General features: G+C 39.8%; 22 protein-coding genes. 8 read left to right on the forward strand and 14 right to left on the reverse strand.

Translation table 11 applies throughout. The annotated features are described in order from the left end of the window. Window position 1: 1 nt before the first annotated feature. The 3 genes from PSH41_RS17315 to PSH41_RS17325 are packed head-to-tail and all read right to left on the reverse strand — an operon-like array spanning window position 2 to window position 5958. Complete coding sequence (locus PSH41_RS17315) at window positions 2-1996, reverse strand: hypothetical protein (RefSeq protein ID WP_273589586.1); 1995 nt, start codon at window positions 1994-1996, stop codon at window positions 2-4. Further along, on the reverse strand, window positions 1989-4580 hold the full coding sequence (locus tag PSH41_RS17320) for a hypothetical protein (protein WP_273589585.1): 2592 nt from the start codon (window positions 4578-4580) through the stop codon (window positions 1989-1991). Before PSH41_RS17320 ends, PSH41_RS17315 begins: the two co-directional genes overlap by 8 nt. After that, the gene (locus PSH41_RS17325; protein WP_273589584.1) at window positions 4573-5958 is read right to left on the reverse strand and encodes a tyrosine-type recombinase/integrase; all 1386 of its coding nucleotides are present in this window, start codon (window positions 5956-5958) and stop codon (window positions 4573-4575) included. Before PSH41_RS17325 ends, PSH41_RS17320 begins: the two co-directional genes overlap by 8 nt. Window positions 5959-6205: 247 nt before the next feature. On the opposite strand from PSH41_RS17325, the gene PSH41_RS17330 reads away from it, so the two are divergent. The 6 genes from PSH41_RS17330 to PSH41_RS17355 are packed head-to-tail and all read left to right on the forward strand — an operon-like array spanning window position 6206 to window position 15611. Beyond that, window positions 6206-6814, forward strand: coding sequence for a restriction endonuclease subunit S (locus PSH41_RS17330; protein WP_273589583.1), 609 nt, complete (start codon window positions 6206-6208; stop codon window positions 6812-6814). A 49-nt stretch (window positions 6815-6863) separates the two neighbouring features. Beyond that, window positions 6864-8384, forward strand: a complete 1521-nt coding sequence (locus tag PSH41_RS17335) for a type I restriction-modification system subunit M (protein WP_273589582.1) — start codon at window positions 6864-6866, stop codon at window positions 8382-8384. Continuing rightward, window positions 8374-9588 carry a restriction endonuclease subunit S gene (locus tag PSH41_RS17340; RefSeq protein WP_273589581.1) on the forward strand — a complete coding sequence of 405 codons (1215 nt, stop codon included), beginning with the start codon at window positions 8374-8376 and terminating at the stop codon, window positions 9586-9588. The genes PSH41_RS17335 and PSH41_RS17340 overlap by 11 nt, the downstream gene beginning before the upstream one ends. Next, window positions 9588-11486: a hypothetical protein gene (locus PSH41_RS17345; RefSeq protein WP_273589580.1), complete on the forward strand. Its 1899-nt coding sequence runs from the start codon at window positions 9588-9590 to the stop codon at window positions 11484-11486. Before PSH41_RS17340 ends, PSH41_RS17345 begins: the two co-directional genes overlap by 1 nt. Window position 11487: 1 nt before the next feature. Then, window positions 11488-14778, forward strand: a complete 3291-nt coding sequence (locus PSH41_RS17350; protein WP_273589579.1) for a type I restriction endonuclease subunit R — start codon at window positions 11488-11490, stop codon at window positions 14776-14778. Continuing rightward, window positions 14778-15611: a M48 family metallopeptidase gene (locus PSH41_RS17355; protein WP_273589578.1), complete on the forward strand. Its 834-nt coding sequence runs from the start codon at window positions 14778-14780 to the stop codon at window positions 15609-15611. The genes PSH41_RS17350 and PSH41_RS17355 overlap by 1 nt, the downstream gene beginning before the upstream one ends. 23 nt (window positions 15612-15634) lie before the next feature. Here the strand turns inward: PSH41_RS17355 and PSH41_RS17360 are convergent, their stop codons facing one another. Next, window positions 15635-15955, reverse strand: a complete 321-nt coding sequence (locus tag PSH41_RS17360) for a helix-turn-helix domain-containing protein (RefSeq protein ID WP_273589577.1) — start codon at window positions 15953-15955, stop codon at window positions 15635-15637. A gap of 97 nt (window positions 15956-16052) precedes the next feature. On the opposite strand from PSH41_RS17360, the gene PSH41_RS17365 reads away from it, so the two are divergent. Further along, entirely contained in the window at window positions 16053-16316 is a 264-nt protein-coding gene (locus PSH41_RS17365; protein ID WP_273589576.1) for a transposase, read from the forward strand. A 74-nt stretch (window positions 16317-16390) separates the two neighbouring features. On the opposite strand, the gene PSH41_RS17370 is transcribed toward PSH41_RS17365, so the two are convergent. From PSH41_RS17370 to PSH41_RS17385, 4 genes are all read right to left on the reverse strand, one after another. Continuing rightward, window positions 16391-16750 carry a hypothetical protein gene (locus PSH41_RS17370; RefSeq protein WP_273589575.1) on the reverse strand — a complete coding sequence of 120 codons (360 nt, stop codon included), beginning with the start codon at window positions 16748-16750 and terminating at the stop codon, window positions 16391-16393. Window positions 16751-17168: 418 nt separating this feature from the next. After that, window positions 17169-17495 (reverse strand): hypothetical protein, encoded by a 327-nt coding sequence (locus PSH41_RS17375; RefSeq protein ID WP_273589574.1) that lies wholly within the window; start codon window positions 17493-17495, stop codon window positions 17169-17171. Window positions 17496-17503: 8 nt separating this feature from the next. Next, on the reverse strand, window positions 17504-17926 hold the full coding sequence (locus PSH41_RS17380) for a hypothetical protein (protein WP_273589573.1): 423 nt from the start codon (window positions 17924-17926) through the stop codon (window positions 17504-17506). A gap of 130 nt (window positions 17927-18056) precedes the next feature. After that, on the reverse strand, window positions 18057-18332 hold the full coding sequence (locus tag PSH41_RS17385) for a hypothetical protein (RefSeq protein ID WP_273589572.1): 276 nt from the start codon (window positions 18330-18332) through the stop codon (window positions 18057-18059). A gap of 333 nt (window positions 18333-18665) precedes the next feature. Between PSH41_RS17385 and PSH41_RS17390 the strand changes: the two genes are divergently transcribed. Further along, complete coding sequence (locus PSH41_RS17390) at window positions 18666-19451, forward strand: tyrosine-type recombinase/integrase (protein WP_273589571.1); 786 nt, start codon at window positions 18666-18668, stop codon at window positions 19449-19451. Between the two features lie 15 nt (window positions 19452-19466). Here PSH41_RS17390 and PSH41_RS17395 read toward each other — a convergent pair whose 3' ends face one another. From PSH41_RS17395 to PSH41_RS17420, 6 genes are all read right to left on the reverse strand, one after another. Beyond that, a complete protein-coding gene (locus tag PSH41_RS17395) occupies window positions 19467-20645 on the reverse strand; it encodes a hypothetical protein (protein WP_273589570.1) in 1179 nt (392 codons plus the stop codon). Between the two features lie 17 nt (window positions 20646-20662). Next, a complete protein-coding gene (locus PSH41_RS17400; RefSeq protein ID WP_273590071.1) occupies window positions 20663-20857 on the reverse strand; it encodes a hypothetical protein in 195 nt (64 codons plus the stop codon). A 134-nt stretch (window positions 20858-20991) separates the two neighbouring features. Continuing rightward, window positions 20992-21375, reverse strand: coding sequence for a hypothetical protein (locus tag PSH41_RS17405; protein WP_273589569.1), 384 nt, complete (start codon window positions 21373-21375; stop codon window positions 20992-20994). 218 nt (window positions 21376-21593) lie between these two features. Beyond that, window positions 21594-21809: a hypothetical protein gene (locus tag PSH41_RS17410; protein WP_273589568.1), complete on the reverse strand. Its 216-nt coding sequence runs from the start codon at window positions 21807-21809 to the stop codon at window positions 21594-21596. 176 nt (window positions 21810-21985) lie between these two features. Then, entirely contained in the window at window positions 21986-22450 is a 465-nt protein-coding gene (locus PSH41_RS17415) for a hypothetical protein (RefSeq protein ID WP_273589567.1), read from the reverse strand. 98 nt (window positions 22451-22548) lie between these two features. Then, entirely contained in the window at window positions 22549-23076 is a 528-nt protein-coding gene (locus PSH41_RS17420; RefSeq protein WP_273589566.1) for a hypothetical protein, read from the reverse strand. Window positions 23077-23299 lie beyond the last annotated feature (223 nt).

The raw sequence follows: 23299 nt of genomic DNA on the forward strand, positions 1-23299 counted from the left end.
ATTAGGCTTCCTTCACTTTTATCTTTAACTGGTCAATGATGATATTGGCAGCTTCAAGGTTGTCATTTAATGCTGTACTAAAAGCGTTAAACCTTTGCTTTATTTCTGCCGGAAACTTCTCAAATGTAGCTAGTTGCGATTCACATCGTTTTTTAACAACCAGCCAATGCGGCAAGTGTCTAGGTGTTGCTATGTAGCTATCACAATTTACACAGTGACTCGGATCTGCGGCATTGCGAACCTTGCACTCCCCACCCTTAGTGCAATACCCATGTGATACACCCCTGAAATTATTGGTATGCTTGGCAGCGAATGTGATCAACTCTTCCATATTTTTAAAGTGTGGCGCGTTCCCAGTGGTTAGGTCATCTGCAAGAATTTCTGACAACTTGGCTATAAAATTTTGGCCTCCTTTTCCTGCTAATCTGCCATCATTGGCTGCGATAACCATATCTTCCATCGCTTGTGAAATCATAAATTCTGAGAAACTATCAGTTAGTCCAATCAATTCCTCCATAGACTCATAACCTCGCTGGCTGTAAACCAACGTCATCATATTTTCGAGGTGTTTATATTGATATTTAATGTCATCTAGATCTCCGAGGCGATTAGCAACGATAAACCAAGCGAATGTATGTCTAAATTGGTGAGCGGTGAAATTAAACAAGTCACCCACTGCATAAGGCTTTTTGAAATTTCTATGGTTTGAGCCAACTGATTGATAATTACAGTCCATACGATCCAGCTCTGAAACATCTTGTTGACTAAGGCGTATACTAAAAAGCTTATTAAAATTATTGAATGAGCTTTTCCCAGATTTAGTATTTAAAGAAAATTCACACGCTTTTTTGTGTGGTATTGTTCCAAATAGAGTTTTAGACTTGAGTCCAAACTCTAGGTTAATAGCTCTTTTCGTTGGTAACACATCGCTATGATGCCTAAGAAGTAATTCTGCTCTTTGGCGATAGATAGAGCAAACCTTTGAGAGTAGATTTACAGCGCGGTAGGTAACTTCATTGGTTATCCACTCTAAACATTGTATTTCATCAGTAGTTTTAGATAAAAAGGACTTTAAGAAATATTTGCCATTACGCTCAATAGCTGCATCATCGTTAAGTGCCAAAGCTTCGTTATAACGCATTCCTGTATAACTAATTACTAGAACAAACGTATATTTACGAAGATTTTTTATTGCTTCGTGATTTTCGTTTAGCCACGATGATTCATAATTACTCAGACCATCTATATGAGTAGATTTTTTAAAATCTGTTTTTGGTAACGTAGAAATAGAGTTATTGAGTTGGGTCTGAAGCAAGTACCAATCATCTATAATTTGCTCAGCGGCATTAAGATGCACTTCACATAGTTTTAGCGCTTGCTTCATGACTTGTATTGGGATGATAGAATGCTTGTTTCTGCGCTGTTTTTTAAGCAACGTATATGGCATAAGATATTCATTGGTTAAGTCAAAAAACAGCTCATTTTTAACCACAGAATATCGTTTCAACCAGTAAAGAGCTGTTAGCAATGATTGAGCAAACGAAGGGTGCTTCTGCAAGTTAGAGACTCGTACGAGCTCAATAATTATGTTGCGTAAACGAAGCTCTGGTAGGGAGCCCAATACAGAAAAACTCTTAATACCATATCCCTCAAGCCATTTAGCAAGTCGTTTCAAATTACTGATATTTCTTCGAATAGTCTCCCAGCTAAGGGGGTCCATTCCTTGCCCTGATCCTTGAGTATACATACCAAGTGTTAAAGCTTTCAGTTGATATTGAAATTCTGCCCCGACGCCATTAAAAGTAACCGACAATTTATTACCTTCAGAAAGCCAAGAGTCGTCACCAAAAAGTGTTTTTTGTTCCTTATTTAGGCGTATAAAACTCCATAGCAATATTGAAGAAAGTAATTCTACCCGCTTCTCATCATAAGGGAGTAAGTGGATGAGACCGTCAACTTTCAAACAATGATTTATAGCAGTGAAAGTGTCAGACATTTATCCCCCTCAAGCTGTTAGCTGATGTAATTGCAAACTCCCAAAACGGGTGCATGCCTTTATTCATCAGTAGCTCCTCACCTTTATTTAGTGCACTCTGACTTCTTTTAGCTACTTGAACTAGAATGTCGTCAACTCTTTGTTGTAATGCGTTTATTGCTTCTTGCTGAAATTCGTTGTTATCAATATCGGAAATACTGGCGGACATCTCCGAAAGCACATATTTTTTATAACTTAATAGCTGCCATACATGCTCAGGATCAGCAACTGTTCTAAAGTGTTTGCACCAAATGCAAGCTAGAAAGTCGCTACACCATGCGTTGCTTTTTGACTGCTGAAGATGTCGGTGCGTTTTATTATATTGCTTTGCTTCTTCATCATTACCACGCGATGAGCACTGTCCAGAAGGTGTTTTTTGTGTGCTACCATCATCTACCATTAGCACTCGGATCTCAGAATCTATTTCTCTGCCAGTAAAGTAACGTTGCATCACATCAACTGCTGTGTGTAACGTTTCTTGAGACTTTTGCTCACTAATTCGCTGATAATGTTTGATGAAAGTATCGAACGTATGCAAATTCACTGCCTCATAAGCTCGCATTTGCTTAGCCACATCGCGATAAATATGGTTAGCACCACTTTTTCGAATCCGCATAGAGTTATATGCAACACGGCAGCCTAACCTTTTCAATAACGCTTTGATGTATGAAACAATGGTTCCACTTTTGATTCGGCTTACATTTGTTTTTTCTTTGGCAATGAATAAGAACGGTTGCACAGCAGGAGCTGCGAGGTTTCGGTAATCTTTAGTAATAGTATCTCTAACAAATAAAATATCACGCATTACGCTGTTTACAGCTCGTCCATCCAAAGAGTAAGTATCAATGTCATACCCTTTTCTTGGCTTTTGCAGCAGTAAAGTTATACTTTTTTGTGCAGTCGGTAGGGTTACATCGGTAATATCACTCAATTCAATATCAACCATTGGCGATGTGTTCCAACAGCTTTTAATTTGAATTCGAGCGAAGTATAAGGCCAGTAACTGCTTGGAGTTCTGAACCTCATTAATCCCTTTCTCAATAAAGAATATGAGTTCTTTCAACTCACTGTCGCTGTATAAGTCTTCAATTCTTAACCTCCTAGCGTGACGCTGATGCCTTTTGTAAGATATTTTAAAAGCTTCTATCGTCTCTTGGCCTGTAATAGTCATAAGCCATCGCATTGTTTCCGTATATGATGCACCACTACGAATACTTATAGATTTACTTTTAACTGCACCTTGTAGTTGCTCAAATATAGCTTTTTGGATAGAACTCTGGTTCATGCCTAAACATAGAAACCCATGCTCTAAAACTTCTTTTTTATAATTTGGAATCAGATAATTAACTATTAGGCGCTTGAGTTTAGAAAATCTAGAATGAAGAGTTTCGATGTTATAATTTTTTTCAGGCAATAACGCTATTTCTGATCGGTGCAACTGCTCAATTTCGAGCATCAAGCTAGGACAAGTTAAAGCAACCTCACTATAGTCGATGCATCGGAAACTTTCGTATCGTTTAAAATAAAACGGCAATAAATGAGCGATATAGTCATGACGGTGTATTTTCTCGCCTAAATGTTGCTCTACCACCAGTAAAAGCTCTGAAAACTGGTCTTTCCTTAAGGCAGCTTTAGCTTCTTTCAATAGCGAAAAATTATTTGCCTTAAAGTTATCGAGTCCATGCTCTTTGAATGCATCAGGTTTTTCCTCAGAAAACCGGCGGATACTAGTAACAATAGCTAAAAACCGCCTGGTCATAGCCTCAATGCTATGCTCTAAGTCTCCCTTAAACTTTTCAGAATCTGCAACGGCCTGAAGTTGTTTGATTAAAACCGGTTCTGACTGTGCCAAATCAGTTACGTCAATAGACTTTCTATTGATTGCAATTTTGACTGTTGAAAAGCGCTTTGGGTAATTTACTCTAAGCACTGAAAGTAAAGCTGATTGAAGAACTTTGTTCCGATCTTCTATTTGGTGTTCATGAAAGACATTTTTAAAGTGCTGACTCGATCTAAACCAACTTAAACCATGCTTTGATATTAAATCAGCTAGTTTCGGTGCTTTATCAAACAAGAGATGTAAGCACATCAGCGCTTTCTGTGCATAGAACCTAGTTGTACTACCAGCTAAACCAGACTCCAAGTTCCAGTTAGTTAAAGCCTCATGTAAGTCACTTCCTAACTCGAAATTTTTTCGATACCAATTTAATAGATCAATGTTAGTATCAAAAACAAATACGCTACTGGGTCTGGATTTTACTTCACTTATCGTACTGGCAAAATGAAATAAGCAACGTCTGAATAGGACGTCATCTTTAGGCTCAAGATAAGCTGATTTTACCTCTAACTTGAGCCAATAATCCCTATCGATTAACGAGTTAATGTCCTTAACCAGCCTATGACAATGACCGTGTAAAACTTCATATCGCATCAGTATCCGTTTAAAAAATTGGATATGTAATTTTACGCGCTTACTGCTTTCAGCAGTCACATTTTCACTCAACTGAGTTTCTAAGCGAGAAAAGGTTAGAACACCATTAAGCATTTACTTCTCCTGAAAAACCAGGATTAAATGCCGCCTCTTGTAAAGGCTCAACAAGTTCTCCAAATAACTTATCTACCCAACTCGCCATTTGCTTATCGAATGTCAGTGATCGAGCGAAATTGATGTACTTCTGAGTCGTTGAAAAATCCGCATGGCCCATCAACTGCATTAACTTGTATTGCACAAAGCCAATGGGCAGATTCTTATGAATTAGGAAACCAGCAAGGTTTGTTGCAAAAGTTGAACGTAAATCATGAAAATCACGTTTTAGTGTTTTCCCGAATGGCGTTAATTCCTTACGCACTTTTGAGATCACATTGCCGATAGATTTACGAGACATGAAATTACCAGAGCGATTAAGAAACAGAGGAGCATCATCACAGTTACCATGTTCAAGCTGCCACTTAGCTAATCTATCTTGATGCTCTTTGCCATTACGATAACGCCAAAGTGATGTCATCAAGCCTTTTGACACCATTATCGTGCGCTCCTTATCGTACTTGCCGATTATGGTTAAGTAATAAATTGCTTTATTACCCAAGGCAGGATCAACAACATGACTAGCGCTAAAAGTCGCTATTTCTTCTGCACGTAAGCCACATTGCACTGCTAAATCCACTCGCAATTTAGCACCTTGCTTTGCGAGCTCTCTGCTAGCATAGAGCAGCTTAAGTTCCTCTTGGCTATAAGGCGATAAACCCGCATCACCTGGTTTCTTTTGCTTGTACTTTTTAGGGATCAGTAAGTCAGTGGTGGTAATGGTAAACCCTTTTTCATCGCTACCGTAATCGGTAAATAGCAAGTCTAAACCGCCGTCCTTACGCTTTTTCTTAATAATCTTGGTTTTGTATTTGAATGGCACTTTATCAATTCTATTTTGCTTTCTTGCCCACTCGTAAAACTGCCTCACATGGTTGATGTACAGGTTTGCAGTATCTCGCTCAATACCCTTTGAAATCACTTGTTCTATAAGATGCTTGCGATACCGATAAACAGGCAACCAGTATTTTGCTTTATCGCTGTCACTCACAGCATAAACCTCTTGCCAGTCCACATTATTCTTCTCAACCCATTGCAAGAATAAACTCATAGAATTCGCTAACGACTGCACGGTTGCAAGTGACACACCACCAAGTGGATTCTTGTTTCCGCCTCGCTTAGGGGGCATGAATAAACCTTTATACCTGTGCTCAAGGAACAAATTTATTTCAAGAGCATCCTGTAGCCTATTAAGTGATAACACTCTTGGAAAACGCTCAATAAAACGGTCCTCGTGAAACATAACTTCGCGATAACCTTGCTCATTAACATCAGAAATGTAAGGCAGACTACCTAGATTAACGGTTCGATTAACAATATTAGGGTAGATTACACTCAAATAAACTGCTCCATTTAAATACTGCAAAAAAATATAGCGGCAAATTTTGCATTAGTCAAATGCAAAATTGCAGTATGCCGTTACTGCAAAAATAAATTGACGTATGCTTTAAGATAATCCACCATTGCAAGACGAATGAAGCTTCCATCAGAGACAAAAAGTTGCGCAACTTAGAGCAATCAAGCCGCGCGTTTTTGAAAGCTTTTAGAAGATGAAAAAGTGTTGGTAAAGGTAAAACTGAGACCTTATGAAAGCGCAAACAAAGCACGTTGCACAGAGCTTACTACTCCATGAACTCGCTGATATTCGCTTGGGGCATCCATTCAGAGGCTCAATCAAGCAATACACGGATGGGACAGTCAATGTCATCCAGGTTAGGGATACTGAAATAACGGGCGAAATTAACCACGATAGTATTGTTAAAACTCACTTAAAAACTAAAAAGCAACCCGACTGGTTACAAAACGGAGATGTGCTATTTGTAGCAAAAGGTGCAAAACACCACTGTGTTCTAGTTGAAAATATAAAAGAGCAAACGGTCTGCTCGCCTCACTTTTTTCTAGTGCGATTGAAGCCTGAATATCGTGCTTTAATTTCACCTAACTTTCTGTGTTGGCAATTAAATCAACAAGCTGCACAGCGCTATTTTAAAACAACCGCTGAAGGTTCTATGTATTTGAGTATTCGAAGACAGGTTTTAGAAAGCGTACCAATTAAGCTACTAGAGATTGAAAAGCAAAACCGGCTCACTGCACTACATCAATGTGGCGTAAAAGAGCAAAAGACACTGAAAAAGTTAATACAAAATCGGCAACAACAATTAGAAGCCATTGCATTGCAAGAGCTAGGCATTTGATTACTGAATAGCCGAAGAAAAATTAAATAAAATTTGGGAATAGATACACATGAAAAACAATGTTCAAATCAATCAGGACGATATCAACAAAGCTGTATGGGCCGCTTGTGACACCTTCCGTGGTGTGATCAGTGCCGATACTTACAAAGACTTCATCCTCACCATGCTGTTTTTAAAGTACATCTCTGATGTTTATAAAGACGAATACAACAAATTAGTTGCGCAATATGGTGATAATCCAGAGCTTATTCATGCCATGATGTCGAAGCAGCGTTTTGTATTGCCAGAAGGCGCAAGTTTTTGGGATTTATACGAAAAGCGTTATGAAGCAGGTAACGGTGAGCGCATCGATAAAGCCTTACACGCTATTGAAGAAGCTAACGGCAGCAAGCTTAAAAACGTCTTCCAAGACATCAGCTTTAATACTGACCGATTAGGCCAAGAAAAGCAAAAGAACGACTTACTTCGTCACTTACTAGAAGACTTTGGTAAAGATATTTTAAACCTAAGCACAGAGCGTGTGGGTAGCTTAGATATCATCGGTAATGCCTACGAATACCTTATCAAGCATTTTGCTGCTGGCAGTGGCGCTACCGCTGGCGAATACTATACCCCGCCAGAGGTCTCAACCCTTCTAGCAACGGTTTTAGAGCCAATCGAAGGCGACCAAATATGCGACCCATGTACAGGCAGTGGTTCGCTGCTATTAAAATGTGGCGCGATGGTGCGTAAAAACTCTGGCTCCAAAAAATACGCATTGTTTGGACAAGAAGCGATTGGCTCAACTTGGGCGCTCGCCAAAATGAACATGTTCCTACACGGTGAAGATAACCACCGCATTGAATGGGGCGACACCATTCGTAACCCACTACTAAAAGAGAAAGACGGAAACGGCTTACTGCACTTTGATGTAGTAACGGCAAATCCGCCATTTTCATTAGATAAGTGGGGCCATGATGATGCCAGCAACGACCCATATGGGCGTTTTAGACGTGGCATTCCACCGAAAACCAAAGGTGACTATGCATTCATCAGCCACATGATTGAAACGCTAAAACCGGAAAGCGGAAGAATGGGTGTGGTAGTGCCGCATGGTGTGTTATTTAGAGCATCAAGCGAAGGCAAAATCCGCCAACAACTGATTGAAGAAAACTTGCTAGATACCGTGATTGGCCTGCCAGAAAAGTTGTTCTTTGGTACAGGTATTCCAGCAGCTATTTTGATATTCAAAAAACACAAAACAGACAACAATGTGTTGTTTATTGATGCCAGTCGTGACTTCAAGTCAGGCAAAAATCAAAACCAGCTAACTGACGATAATATTCAAAAGATCATCGACACCTACAAGGCTCGTGAAAACGTAGAGAAATACGCATACCTTGCCAGCTTTGATGAAATTAAAGAAAACGACTTTAATCTAAACATCCCTCGTTACGTTGATACCTTCGAAGAAGAAGCTGAGATTGATTTAGTGGCAGTACGCACTGAGCGTGTCCAGCTTAAAAACGAACTGCAAACTCTAGAGACAGAAATGGAAGGCTACTTAAAGGAGTTGGGTTATGGTGCCTAATGGATGGGAACATAAAGCGTTTGGTGAGGTTGTTAAATTATCAAAAAGTAAATACGACCCAAAGAAATCGACAGATTGCTTTCCTTGTATTGAATTAGAGCACATAGTTCAGGAAACAGGGCAATTAACTGGCAATGTACCAGCTTCCAACCTAGGAAGTACCAAAAACAAATTTAAAGCTGGAGATGTAATTTTCGGTAAGTTGAGGCCATACTTGAGAAAGTTTGCTCAACCAAATTTTGATGGAGTTTGCTCATCAGAGATATGGGTTTTTTCACCAACAAAGAAGATTATTAACCCATATTTATTTCAGCTTGTTCAAACGAATCAATTTATCTCAGAAGCAAATAAGTCCGCTGGTTCAAAAATGCCAAGGGCTGACTGGGGCGTTGTATCTGAAATGATATTTCCTTTACCACCACTCCCAGAACAACGCAAAATCGCCAAAATCCTATCCACTTGGGATAACGCAATCAGCACCACCGAGCGCTTAATCGACAACAGTAAGCAGCAAAAAAAAGCCCTGATGCAACAACTGCTCACTGGCAAAAAACGCCTACTTGATGAGTCAGGTAAACAATTTCAGGGTGAGTGGAAGCAAGTTCATATGGAGGAAGCTTGTTTTGTAAATCCGAAGAAGTCAGCTAAGCCTGCTGATGGGCTAGTTTCATTTGTCCCAATGGATGCAGTTTCTGAAGATACCAAACTTATAAGGCACGAACTAAAACGATATGATGAAGTATCAAAAGGCTTTACGTCTTTTGAGAATCAAGATTGCCTTGTCGCGAAAATAACACCCTGTTTTGAAAACGGCAAAGGTGCTTATGTTGATAACCTTCACAATGGTATAGGTTTTGGCTCAACAGAGTTTCACGTTCTGCGAGCTAGAGAAGGTAACTGCACAAAGTTCATTTACTACATATCTCAAACAAGAGAGTTTCGAGTACGAGGAGAAATGAACATGCAAGGTTCCGCAGGACAAAAGCGTGTTACCACTGACTATTTGAAACTGTTCAAAGTAAACATTCCACCTACTTTAGTTGAACAACAAAAAGTAGCATCGGTTCTTAGTAATGCTGATCAGGAAATCGAGCTGTTAGAGCTACAACTTGCTGACTTAAAACAAGAGAAAAAAGCGTTAATGCAACAGTTGTTAACAGGTAAGCGTAGGGTAAAAATCAACAATAAGGAGTGTGTTGCCTAATGGAAATTAGTAGTCCTTTAGTACAGTTAGCGCTATTAGAGTCTTTAAAAGCAAATGAAATTTCAGATGAAATAGATTTATTTTTGCCATTTATTGCGGTCACTTTGTCTGATCTAGGTAAATTAGAGATTATTCCTGAAATTCTTCAAGATGAGCTGGCAAAATCCTTTGGCTTTAAACCTCCAATCTCAGCGATAAAAGTTTTTATAACGCGAGCTAAAAAAAGAGGACTACTTCATCGAGAAAATCATGTCTTCATTCCAAATATTGAGAAGGTTAACCAGTGGAAGAATGGTTATCACGAAAAGAAAGAAGATATAGCGGTATCGTTAGAATTACTGCGAAAAGATTTCATTGAATTCGCAAAAAACAAATTTGATAAAGAGTTATCGCCAAACGAGTGCGATATTTTAATTGAACAGTTCATTTATAAAAACATAGCTAGCGTTTCAGATGCGAAAGCTTTCGAAAAAAATGAACTTAAAGAAAAGCTAAAGAACACGGACCATGTTACCGCATCTTTCATAAGTCATATTCATAAAAACAAAACGTCTTCATTAGATCATTTTTCACGAATCGTGAAAGGCATGTTACTGGCAAACTACTTATGTTTTGCAGACAAGATAGGGACTAAAAGTAATTATCAAAGTTTAACAGTATACCTTGATACTCCAATTGTCGTGGGTCTTTTAGGCTTTAGCGGATTGCAAAAGCAAAACTCTTTAAAAGAATTTGTTACTCTGCTTAAAAATGTTGGTATTAACCTTTGTGTATTTGATAAAACTTTAGATGAAACGGAGCAGTTGCTTTCAGCTTGGAAAGATGATCTTGCTCGAAAAAACTACAAGCGATTCAATACCAAAACATTAGAGCTTCTGCGCCACTTGGGATATGACTCAGCTAGATTAGACACAGAAATAAAGCTACTCAAATCTTCGTTAGAAAATATGGAGATAGCTGTAAAGTACGGTTTTAAAGCTAAGCGACAATTCCAGTGTGATGAGATAGCACTTGAAAAAGCTATATCGACAAATTTCAAAGAATCGAAAAATTTAGAGCATGATACCGTATGTATTTCACGCATTTACAATATGCGTGAGGGGAAACTGATTTCTGATCTGGATCAGTCATTCTCAGTTTTTGTAACTCCAAATACAGGACTAGTTACAACAGCTAATAAATTTTTTGAAGAAGAAATACCCAAAAAGACCATTCCTTTAATTGTTTCTGAACAATGGATGACAGCAATGTTCTGGCTGAAGAAGCCAGAGCTATTTGGCAATCTTCCAATGGAACAAATCATCTCATCTGCTTACGGTTTGCTTTATACCAATGATAAATTCTGGAAAAGTTTTATAGCCAAACTTGAGCAACTAGAGAAAAGTAAAAAAATTACCGAGGAAGACCTAATTCAAGTGAGATGGGATTCAGATCTACTTGGTATGGTTCACGATGTCTCTGTCGATGTGGGCGAGAATTTTTCAGATGAAGATGTTTTTGACATTGTTGAGGCTATAAAGAAGAAACACATTGAAGAAAAAGAGCTAGAAATATCTAAGCTTCAAAGCGACATTGACGGGAAAGATTCTAAACTTGAAGCAACGAAGTTGAGACATGGAAAAATAGCAAATGTAGTTTCATTTATACCTTCAATACTATTATCCCTCTCTCTTGCAGGGGTGGTACTTTGGGTAGCGTTATTAGCTTTGCCAAAGGAGTTATTACCCCAATACATTTCTCCTGAGTATCAAAAATTAAGCATAACTACATCAGCGATACTGATCGTATTTGTGCTCAATATGTTGGGTAGTTTCTTTGGGATTAATTTACTGACAATTTACCGTTCTTGTAAAAGCTTTATACATCAAAAAACTTTTAAATTGTTACAGGGAGAGTAATGTGAATAACCACTTAAACTTCCAAGAAGAATTCAGCGCTAAATTGCCAGCTCTTACGCTGTTAACGAATCTAGGTTACACCTTTATTCCACCAGGTGAATGCGAAGCGCTGCGTGGCAATACCTTAGCAAGAGAAAAGAAAAGCACTCATCAAGTGATTTTACTCCCTGTAATGCGTGCCTTCTTAGCGAAACAGACGTTTTCGTTTGCAGGTAAGCAACATTCATTATCAGAAGCGGCTATTGATAAGGTGATGCATGAGCTAAACCCTGCTATGAACTTAGGGTTAAAAGCGGCTAATGAGAAAATTTATAATGCATTAATGTATGGCGTTAGCGTTACCGAATTTATAGACGGAAAAAAAGCCTCCCCCACCATTAAGCTTATTGATTGGCACAATCTTGATAATAACCAATTCCATTTTACTGAAGAGTTAGTGGTGCAAAATGCCGAAGGCACTGGTAATCGCATTCCAGATATTGTGTGCTTTGTGAATGGCTTGCCATTAGTAGTGATTGAAGCGAAACGCCCAGATTCAAACAAAGAAGGTAAATCGACTAACGCTGAAGCGATTTCGCAGCACATTCGCAATCAAGGTCAGACTGAAATACCTCACTTGTATGCTTATAGCCAATTGCTACTAGCAGTTAATGGGCATGAAGGTCTGTACGCTACCTGCGGCACTCCTGAAAAGTTCTGGGCGAAGTGGAAAGAGGAGCAAATACCTGAAGCGGAATTTGTCAGGTTAAAAAATCATAAACTGAGCGATGAACAAATAGATGGACTATTTAATCATCGTCCTGCTAAAGCGAAAGATGACTACCTATCTTTGGTTGCAGCAGGTGACCTAACCGTTACCGATCAAGATAGGCTTATTATCAGCTTACTCCGCCCAGAGCGCTTGCTTGATATGACTCGCCTGTTTACCTTATTTGATAAAAAAGCAGGCAAGATTGTCGCTCGATACCAACAGGTATTTGGCATAAAAGCACTTATTGAACGCATTAATACGTTTGATGATTCAGGTGCTCGTGAAGGTGGTGTTATTTGGCACACCACGGGTAGCGGTAAGTCATTTACTATGGTGTTTTTATCCAAAGCACTTATTTGGCTTGAAGAGCTTGCACAATGCCGAGTGATCATAGTGACAGACCGTGTGGACTTAGAAGATCAACTAAGCAGAACCTTCGCATCTGGTGGTGTATTAACTGACCGAGATAAAAAAGATGCAATGGCAACGACTGGCAAGCGTTTAGCGGAACAAATTGGTAAAGGAAATGAGCGAGTTATCTTCTCGATCATTAATAAGTTTGGCTCAGCGATTAAATACAAAGAATGCTACAACGATAGCCCAAACATTATTGTACTTGTGGATGAAGGCCACCGAAGTCAAAACGGTGAAAATAATATCCGTATGCAGCAGACGCTGCCTAAAGCTGCCTATATTGCTTTTACGGGTACGCCACTGTTAAAGGACGATAAAACCGAAAATAAATTCGGTAAGATCATCCACAGCTACACCATGCAGCAAGCGGTTGAGGATAAAACCGTGACCCCTCTTTTGTATGAAGAGCGTATTCCAGAGCTGAACGTTAATGACAAAGCCATTGACGCTTGGTTTGAGCGCAGCACTAGCAAACTAAGTGATAAGCAAAAGACAGACCTAAAGAAGAAGTTTTCTCAAAAAGGTCAGATATACCAAACCGAAGGTCGTATTGAATTAATCGCATACGACATTGCCGACCACTTCCAGAACTTTAAACAGCAAGGTTTAAAAGGTCAGCTAGCTTGTGATTCTAAAGCCTCTGCAATTCGTTATAAGCAGGCATTGGATAAAATAGGCACGGTAACATCGGTTGTGGCGATGTCGGCTCCAGATACTCGTGAGGGGCACGAAGCGGTTGATCAAGAAAGTAAGGACATAGTGCAAAATTGGTGGAAGGCTAACGTTAATAAAATGGACGAAAAAGCCTACACCAAAGCCATTATTGAAGACTTTGGTAGAGGTGATGGCCCAGACATCATGATCGTAGTTGATAAGCTGCTAACGGGCTTTGACGAACCAAAGAACACAGTGCTTTACATCGATAAGCCCCTTAAAGAGCACAACCTTATTCAAGCGATTGCCCGTGTAAACCGATTGCATAGTAAAAAACAGTTTGGATACTTAATTGATTACCGAGGCATTTTAAAAGAGCTTGATACCACTATTGAGAAGTACCAAGACCTTGCTGAGCGCACCCAAGGCGGCTTTGATATTGATGACCTAAAAGGATTGTATAACCGAATGGATACGGAATACAAAAAGCTTCCGGGGCTGCACAGCGATTTATGGGCGATATTTGATGGGGTTAAAAACAAGCAAGATGGCCCAGCACTTCGCCAAGCGTTAGCGCCTAAAGTGCAAGATGTCGATGGCAAGCTTGTCGATACCAACCTAAAAAAGCGTGATGACTTTTACTCAGCTCTAACTGCATTTTCAAACTGTATGAAAGTAGCATTGCAATCAGCAACCTACTTTGAAGATAAATCATTCGATAACAAACGTGACTTGCACAAACGTGATCTAAAAGCCTTTGTCGATTTGCGCAAACAAGTGCGTGAAGATGCTGACGAAACCATTAATTATGACGAATACGCTGAAGATATTCGCAGTCTTCTAGACAAGCACATTGCTGGTATTGAAGTTAAAGAGCCTGACGGTGCGTATTTGGTCGGAAATTTAGGAAAAGACGTTAAGCCACAGGATATGAGCGATGACGAAGCTCGTAACCAGACCGATAAAATCACAGGTCGAATAACTAAGATGATTGAGCAAGACTTAGCTGATGATCCTTATGCTCAAGAGTATTTTTCTAAAATGCTTAAAAAGGCGATTGAAGATGCCAAAGCGATGTTCGATGCGCCCGTTAAGCAATACATCCTCTTCGCGGATTTTGAACAGGAAGTAAAAGAGCGACAGATTGTAGATATGCCTGATGAGTTTGTGGATGACTCAGGCAAGTTGAATAAACATGCCCAAGCTTACTTTGGCTTATTCAAGCACCTATTTGATGCTAACTTCTTAAATGAAAAATCATTGGACAATGATAAGTTGGTTGCCTTGGCATTTAGTATTGATGATGTAGTCAATACGGCTGTTGCTGAGTATTCCATTAATCATGCGGAAATTGAAAATGCAATCCACATGAAGTTATTACCTATGTTATTTGCTGAACTTGGCCTTGATAACGCGCAAAAGCTAATTGAAGAAGTACTCAAGATCACTCGACTCGGCTTATCAAGAGGCTAATGAAAGTGAATAAGCAAGCTGTTTCTGCCGCAATTTGCGGAAAAGAAAGCCGACCAACAACCAATAAACGTGGTGTTTTTACCTATGGTAACGACACCATTCACTATGATGTTATTCGTAACACCAAGCCTGCTGATGATGCTAAAAAAACAGCACGCAAGGTAACTATTAAGGTTCACCCTGACCAACGTGTTGTAGTTACTGTGCCTCATGATGCCTGTGATGAGGCTATTCAGGAAGCCGTTTATAAGCGTGCCAGATGGGTTTGGCAAAGCATTGATGAATTTGCTAAACAAAAAGATACCGTTTTACCTAAGCGTTATGTGAGTGGCGAAACTCAGTTTTACCTCGGTAAGCGCTATGTCTTAAAAATTATTAATGATGCTGGGCAAGTACCTAACGTAAAACTAAGCCGTGGCAAGTTGAACGTAACAATCAAGCATGAAGCTAGTAAAGATATTGATGATCGTTTGGTTAAAATTAAACCGCTAATCGACAAATGGTATCAACACAAAGCAAAAGCAATTTTTCATGAGCGACTAGCTGAGTTACTTCCAAAAGCCATTTGGGTAACAGGCATTCCTTCATTTCGTGTAATGGCAATGAAAAAGCAATGGGGAAGCTGTTCAACTAAAGGCAACTTGATGCTCAATCCGCACCTTGTTAAAGCGCCTAAAAAATGTATTGATTACGTGATATTACATGAGCTTTGCCATATAGCTGAGCACAACCACAGCGAAAGATTCTGGCGTTTGTTAACCCAAGTAATGCCGAATTGGAAAGAAGTAAAAGCCAAATTAGATGATATGGCGGAAATGTATTTGAATGAGTGATGCGCGGGCAACGCTAAACTAGATTAGACTTTCGAGTCAATTTCTTCACTCATTATTGCAAGGATCTTATCTCTTTTTTCTTTTGGTAATTGATGCAACATAACCACAAAATTGGCCATTTCCTCCGTTTCGCAAAAGAAATAATTAAGCGGCACATCCAGCTCTTCAGCTATTCGTTTTAAAGTTTGTAAATCCGGAGTATGCCTACCTTTTTCATAATGGTTCATACGCCCACTCGCCGAACTGGGATCAAGACCAATCTTAATTCCCAGCGACTTCTGAGAAAGTTTTGATCGTAGCCGAGCTTCTTTAAGCCTGTATGGCAATGGGTTAATGAATTCCAATGAATATTCATAAGTAAATTTATAATACTTAGATTCTCTAAGTTTTATCCTATCATGTATACTTAGGAATACTAAGTTTAATGATGAGTAACACTCTGTGAATAAGCCATATGCGCAAGATACAAAAGATCTGGCGATTAAAAAAATAATGAAAAGTGAAAAACGAGTTCCTGAAGTAGCTAGTGAGCTGGGTATTTCCTCAAGTACCCTGTATCGGTGGATAAAGTTAAAAAGGGAAGAGAAAAACAACTCAAAGAGTAAGTTCTTAATGAAAAAGCTGGAATCTAGGTTGGAAGAAATATCTGAGGAGCGAGAAGTATTGTTAAAGGCAGCCTCAATTTTAGCAAGGGAGATCCGCTAATTCTTGAACGTACTCGAAAAGTGATTTACTGAGATGATATTAAAGGTAGTTCTTAGCCAAATATAGGTAACAGTTTAGGCGGCAGTTTTTAGGTGGCATTTGCTCGATAAAAACGTAGATGACATTATGAAAAACTGGCCGATCTGCGAACTGCCAAGCTCCAACTCCATAAACAATGAGCCAAGAAAGTCACAGGGCTTTTCTTCCAGCCCCATGATGACATAGCCCATCAGTTGCGCCATACGCTTCATATCTTCTTTATCGTACCGCTTAGCAATGCGTAAATAGTCTTCTTCAACCTCTTGGCTGAAAGCAACGGCATTGTGTAGCGCATACGCCTGACAGGTGATCACATCCCTAAATACTTCGTAGCGATGGTGATAACGTGCGGTTTCTTTGAATAGCTTGATAAAGGCCTGTTTATTTGCAGACATATTTTTCCTCTTTACGTAGAAAGGGCAGCTCGAAAGCGCCCATTAAAATTAGGCATGCCTAATTTGGCATACCTAGCAAACGGGTTATACAGGTTGATATTCGTCTTTTAGTGGACTCTGAGGCTCTTCGTAATCCTCACTCATAGTATGCAAGTACGTACCATTGAGATTGACGCAGCAGACTTTAATACCGTTTTCAAGTTGGTACACTGGTCTACTCCAAAAGTCCACATAAAGAAATGTCGCTGTTTGCCCGTTCTTTAACGTTAAATTATCCATGATAGTTCCTCTTTACGTGTTGAAGGCAGCTCGTAAGCGCCTGTTTTGTTTGTGGCCGATGGCCGATATAGAAACTTCAATATACCATGTACCAGGTATAAAAAAAGCCTCTAACGAGGCTTTGGCGGGAACATACTACTCAAACATAGTAATTAATAAGGTATTCGCTGACGTATCCCACAGCCACCCCCGCAGCTGCAAAATAAAGCACTTTAACTCTGAGTTTAACTTTAGGTCGCTCATCGACATAAACACCAACACACCCAAACATCATTCCAACGGACAAAGCCCCTGCACCAACAATGAAACAAATGATACGGTAATCTTCAATTAAGGAGAATTTAGTAGCGACCGGCGCAAAAAGGAAAAGTGAAACTAAACAGGAACCGATAACAATGAAAATCAGTGACAGACTGAAATAGCCATTATCAAAAATTTCCGTCAACTTTCTCATCGATATATACATAGCTCCCCCTAATACATATTCCAGAACAGATCACCGGAACGCATTTTATCTGAAGCCTTCGGAGTGAATTCATCAGCAAGCACAGATACCATATCTTCATCCACATATGACGCTTTCAGATCATTGTGAACCATCACTTCAGCGAATGTTTTAAAGTCTGGATGCAAATCGGCACGCTCCCCCCAGGAAACAACCGAGCGACTGAAATACATCCATAAAACACTTCTATAGGCCTGCCCTTTCTCAAGGGCTGTATTAGCCTCAAATAAGCGTGTATACGCCTCCTGCTTAGCTTTTTTTCTAGCTTTATAGGAAGTCAGTATTGGACCGTGTTTTTCCTTCGCGAGAATGAGCCCACGGCATATTTCGCTATGCTCACTTAAAGGACCATAAAGCTCACTGCCACATTCATTACACAACTCACCGGTCATTGTGTTTTACCGAAGCTATTTAACATAGCCTGACGATATCAAACTTAGCTCTATTGCCAGGGGAGAAAACTACCCTAAATGAACAGGGGTTTTCAGTGGAACAAAAAAGCTTCCCGAAGGAAGCTTTTATTTAATCGTGATATACCCGTTCAGAACGTTCAGCCATACCCGATTCACCGCATCGAGAACACTTTCCAGATGCATTATTACAATTGTTTGTAAAACCAATCAAAGGCACAAAATCATGAATGCCTCGATTACACTGCATTTCACCGATACGCTTTTTAAGCCAATTCTTAAACTTAAAAACGATCAATACAGCAGCCCAAACCACTATCAACCCAATTGCAACCAAAAGAAGTTCAGGATGAACCATTTCTAAATACTCAAAAGTAACATCTAACATACATTTTCCTCTTTACGTTTAGGGGGCAGCTATAAGCGCCCAGTTTGATTAATGGCCGAATACTCAACCAACTGCCCTTACTATATTATCACAAAACTTTTCACTCGATCTGGCATAGACGTATTTATCTATGCTTATTGTTTTAGAACAACAATGTCACAGTTAACTATATTTTGTGATCTCCCCCTCTTACCCTTATTTTTACTGGCTTCCATGCATTTTCATCAATGCCAGAACGTATTTTTACCAACTCACAATGTCACAATATACTTGTTTACCCACTTTTACGGACAGATAATGGTTTTATTGCCCATTTTGCCAGGTTTATAAACAATGCACTCAAAACACCTTGTTAGCGCGTCCCCTAGCCTTCAAATTGCCGCTGACGGCCCCATTGTGGACATCAATTGGCATTACCTGATGAAAACCCGCGCTGAAGTGATCCAAGCGAACGATTCAATGCCAGCTTATTTGCTGATGCCCGAAATCACCGGCTTGATTGATAGTGAACTTAACGCAAACCGGCGCATGGCCTTTGAAATGATGTGGATGTTAGGGTGTCGGGTCAGTGAGCTCTTATTACTCACCCCCAGGCATTTTGTGTTTAACGGGCAGAGTAGCTATGTGAATATGCCAACGCTCAAACGCAGAACACCGGACCAAACCAAAAGGCGACGAAAGCGCCTGAACGATTCGGATACGCTGGGTAATTTGCCACTACGCCAGATCCCAATCACTGACGTTCAATTTGTGGCACGGCTTCAGTCCTACATGGTGACAGAACGTTTACCGGATAACCGGCGATTTTTTGGGATCACTAGACGGACAATCAATCGCTGGGTCGATGAAGCGGTATCGAACTACGAAGCGCAATATGGACCTTTTCAGGTTCACCTAAGCCCTCACGTCTTCAGGCACAGTTACGCTGTGAATGCCGTACTGCACTTCACACCGCTCAAAATATTGCAGGGATGGTTAGGCCATGCTTCGCAGGCCAACACAGAAATTTACACGAAGGTTTTGTTTTCAGATTCGTTCGAGTTTGCCAAACGCATTGCATGGAGGCCGGTAATACAAACGATAGAAAAAACTACAACCCTAGTACCGGCAAAAATGTAATTAAAAAAAGGGTATTTAGATACCCTTTTCCCAAGCGTTTAACAACTTCTCTATTGGCGCATCAAACCAGTCATCGTTTTTCAATCCCGCTACACATTCCATAACGAAATATACAAACAGATTCGGCTGATATAGCCATTCTCTTAGTACGGGAGAGAACGTACCACCCTCAACTATACTTTCTTCCAGCTTATTGTGTAGATAGCCACAGGCCTCGTAGGACTTAGCAACCGAGTCAGCTTCAGCAAATTTCTTCTTATGCTTATTAAAAAAGCTATAGCCCCTACAAACACTGTAGTTTTGAACAATCAGCATGCATAAATCTGTATACCTTTCTACCAACTCAATTTCACTTTCACTTGCGTACTCGTAACTTGAAGTAATCCGTTTAAGTTCCCCATTTATCTCTACTAAATAATTAAACAGACTTGCCAACATCGCATACGTTACAAGCAACCGAAATAGATAAGGTTTCTCTTTGGCTCTGTGACGCAAGATCTGTAAAGCCACCATATTGACCGCTTCCCTCTGACTATTTGTATAATTAAACTTCCAATGCCATTTATCTTGTTCAAGATCCACAATAGAACCAAAAGCAGTGTCCATATTATCCAACCAATCAGCGCGGCCTTCATTATAGAAAGGCCTCCCTCTCCCCCTGGCTTGCCTGTAAGTTGTTCTCATCACCAAAAGCGCCAACTGGCTATTACTTAACTTATGTAACGGATTATTAGCCCATGAATCGGTCCCAACTTTCATAGCGATGACATTTTCAACAAGTTTGGTCCCTTCTTCATTCTGAAGTGCTAACGCCTTCATGCAAGCATCGCACGAACAATTGAGCCAATTTTCTTTTAGGTCTAAACCTTTAAAGCGTTCATTGTGATTACATGATGAGCATCTGATATTGTCTATTGTAATTCGCTCTGATATTGGTGATTTAGGCTTTACCATTTTTACCAAGTAACCAACATCGGAAATCATTTTTGAACCGCAGTTAACACAAAGCCGCCCTGGAACAACAACATCGGGGTATAAACTTTTTATATGCTTATTGGGTAGCTCCACTTTAAATTCTTCGCTTAAAGCTCTTTTTGATTTAGCGCCTTGCCAAGACTTCACCAAAAAATCGGTTAACTCTGAATTACTCAAAGCGCTAATGCTTTCATCAACATTTATAAATTCAAATTCCATAATCACTTACCCTTTCATCAAATAACCGGTGATGGTCTAAACCCAATTTTTTCACCTAACCTTAAACACGCATATATACATTCAAGTTCGTATTCAGAACCCTTCCCTTCGATAACGTTCTTTATGAACGCCTCCCAAAGTTCATCCACTCTTTGTTGAAGCATATAAACGAGCTCCATTAATTCATTAATATCCATTTCTTTGTGGATCATAACTTTCCTCATTAATTGCTAGTAACTGCTAGTAACTGCTAGTAAGTAGAAGTAGCTAGTAGTAACTTTTCTCTGCTCTTAAACGAGAAAAAGACACTCAACGGTGTCTTTTTCTGCACTATCAATTCCTGATATCAGGCAAATCTTTTCCATTTTTCTCGATGCATCCCATTAATAAATATTTGGGATAAGTCCCCAGTAAACCCTTCAAATTCTATCGAGTCCAATGGGAACTTAGGTGGCTCTTCCTCTTCCCCATAATTACCATTTAGGTAATCTCGAAGGTTTTTCTCATCAGCATGCGAAAAATCTCCACCCATGTTGAACCCTGCTGCCCCTTCAATCTTACCTGGCAAATACTCGCATACAGAGGGGTCTACAGTCTCATCAACAGCAAGTATGAGCTCATCAATATTTGTATAAAAGAACACCCCTACAAATTGACTTTTCGCCTCGCCTTCCATCGTTCTTACCAATGCAGTTTTTATACTCATTTCAACCTCTTTTTTGTTTATCACTTAACACACCATAACTTAATGTTGAATACAGGCACTGGGGAAAACTAGGGGAACTTTTAGGGGGTTTTCTGTACCACTAAGGGATGTTCCTTTTCGATTACATTTTGTGGCCATCATAGATATTTATAACTATGCTCGATACAAAAAAGCTCACATCATAGAGGTCCTAAAATTAGGCATGCCTAATCCTGAGAATTTCATAATCACTCACCAGCCCATCATGTTTCAAAATAGAAACGATCTATATCTGGATATAACTGAAAGCAAAATGCTTCATCTTGTCCCAGTGTGAGAATATAGAATTTATTCCCATCCACAGTTTTTTCTTCGCATTTACCACCTCGACCCTCTACGTATTCCCTTGCTGCCGATAAACCTTCATTAAAGGTCATGCGTTCCCTTTGAACGTTAGTAAGATACTGATCTAAAGACATTGGTATTCTCTAAAAGCAATGGTCGCTCAACAACGGGGATTTTTCCCTTACGGGAAATCAGGGGATAAAAGGTGCATTCCCTGATGGACAAACAGCGTTCCGCCGTATTGACCACAGGCACTACACGCTTTTTCCCGCCTTAATCGCACGTTGTCACTCCCTAAGCTAATAACAAATTATTTATAAATAGGTTTTGTGATATGAACTTTAACCACGTCCGGAGAAGTCAGGAACGCTTGTGGTAAATCACTGGCCTCCTGTGTAACAACCAGAACCTTCATTTCATGTGTCTTAATAACGTTTATGAAGTTGTTCCAGTCTGATTCTGGACAAAGTAATTGAGCTTCATCAATTACAAGCTCCCCTTTGGTTGCGATAGGAATTGCATTTGAAGAAATTGGCTTATCGTGAAGCATCGCTTTTCGGATAGCGGTTTCTTCCAATAAAGAGTCGGGACAGATTTTATTTGCCAAAAATGATTTACCTACTCCACTATCACCGGTTAACACTACAACCTTGCCATCCTTAACAGCACGGTCGATAGCATGCTGTATCAGATGAAGGTCATAAGCCTCAATGCTTGACCAGTTAGCCGGTAAAGGGGTGTTTTTATTGCTGCTAGAGCCTTGATAACTTCGCATATGGATATCCTCTTTCGATTAGGCATGCCTAATTTGTAAATTCAGGAGCAACCATATCAAAGTGATTTTCTTTAGGAGGGAAAAAACAAGGGTAGGTTTTAGGGGGTTTTATTTCGCTCTTTGGTAATCCTCGCCTTGATCACCTTAACTATCCTCTTAGCCTCTTCAAGTTCCTCTTGGTAGATAGATACATCGGCATCATCAACGCCTTTAGATAGTTTATCTTCATACCATTTAACTGATTCCTGCTCACTCTTCAATGCATGTTTAAGCGCGGCCAGTTTGGTTGTGTATATGCCGTAAGGCAATCGCTCACCCACTTTGAAATTTTGACGATGTTGCTGAGAAATTGAGGACAGCCAACCATAATCACCGTTTTTCTTAGAACGTTTCCCCCAGGTTATATCCTTTACTTTCTCGGTGATATTTACATATACATCATCGTTGCGGAAAGCTTGAGATAGTGCGCGACCATACCTTGTTTGGCTACCGCGTTTTTTTTGTATAGAGCGAACAACCCATTCATTGATATCCAGTATTATTCGACCTTCCCACTCATACCCCATTGCGCCGTACAACACTGCCCCGACCTTAATTTTTGAAGTGGGATAAATTTGCCTTTCCATATAATTACTGCCCTACCTGTAGATAACGAGCTTCAGCTTTTGAAGAAATCCAAAGGGCGCATTCAAAGCATAAAATAGAAATTAAACCACTAATCCAAATATTAACTGATTCAAATTGAAGCCAGAATATCAGGACCCATGCACCAGAATTCACGGCCAGTATGAACACCCTTGTTACTTTTGAATAACCTTGTTTAATCGCAGCAATCCGTAAGCACGTAAA

Source organism: Pseudoalteromonas sp. CST2 (assembly GCF_028599385.1).
Classification (GTDB): Bacteria; Pseudomonadota; Gammaproteobacteria; order Enterobacterales; family Alteromonadaceae; genus Pseudoalteromonas; species Pseudoalteromonas atlantica.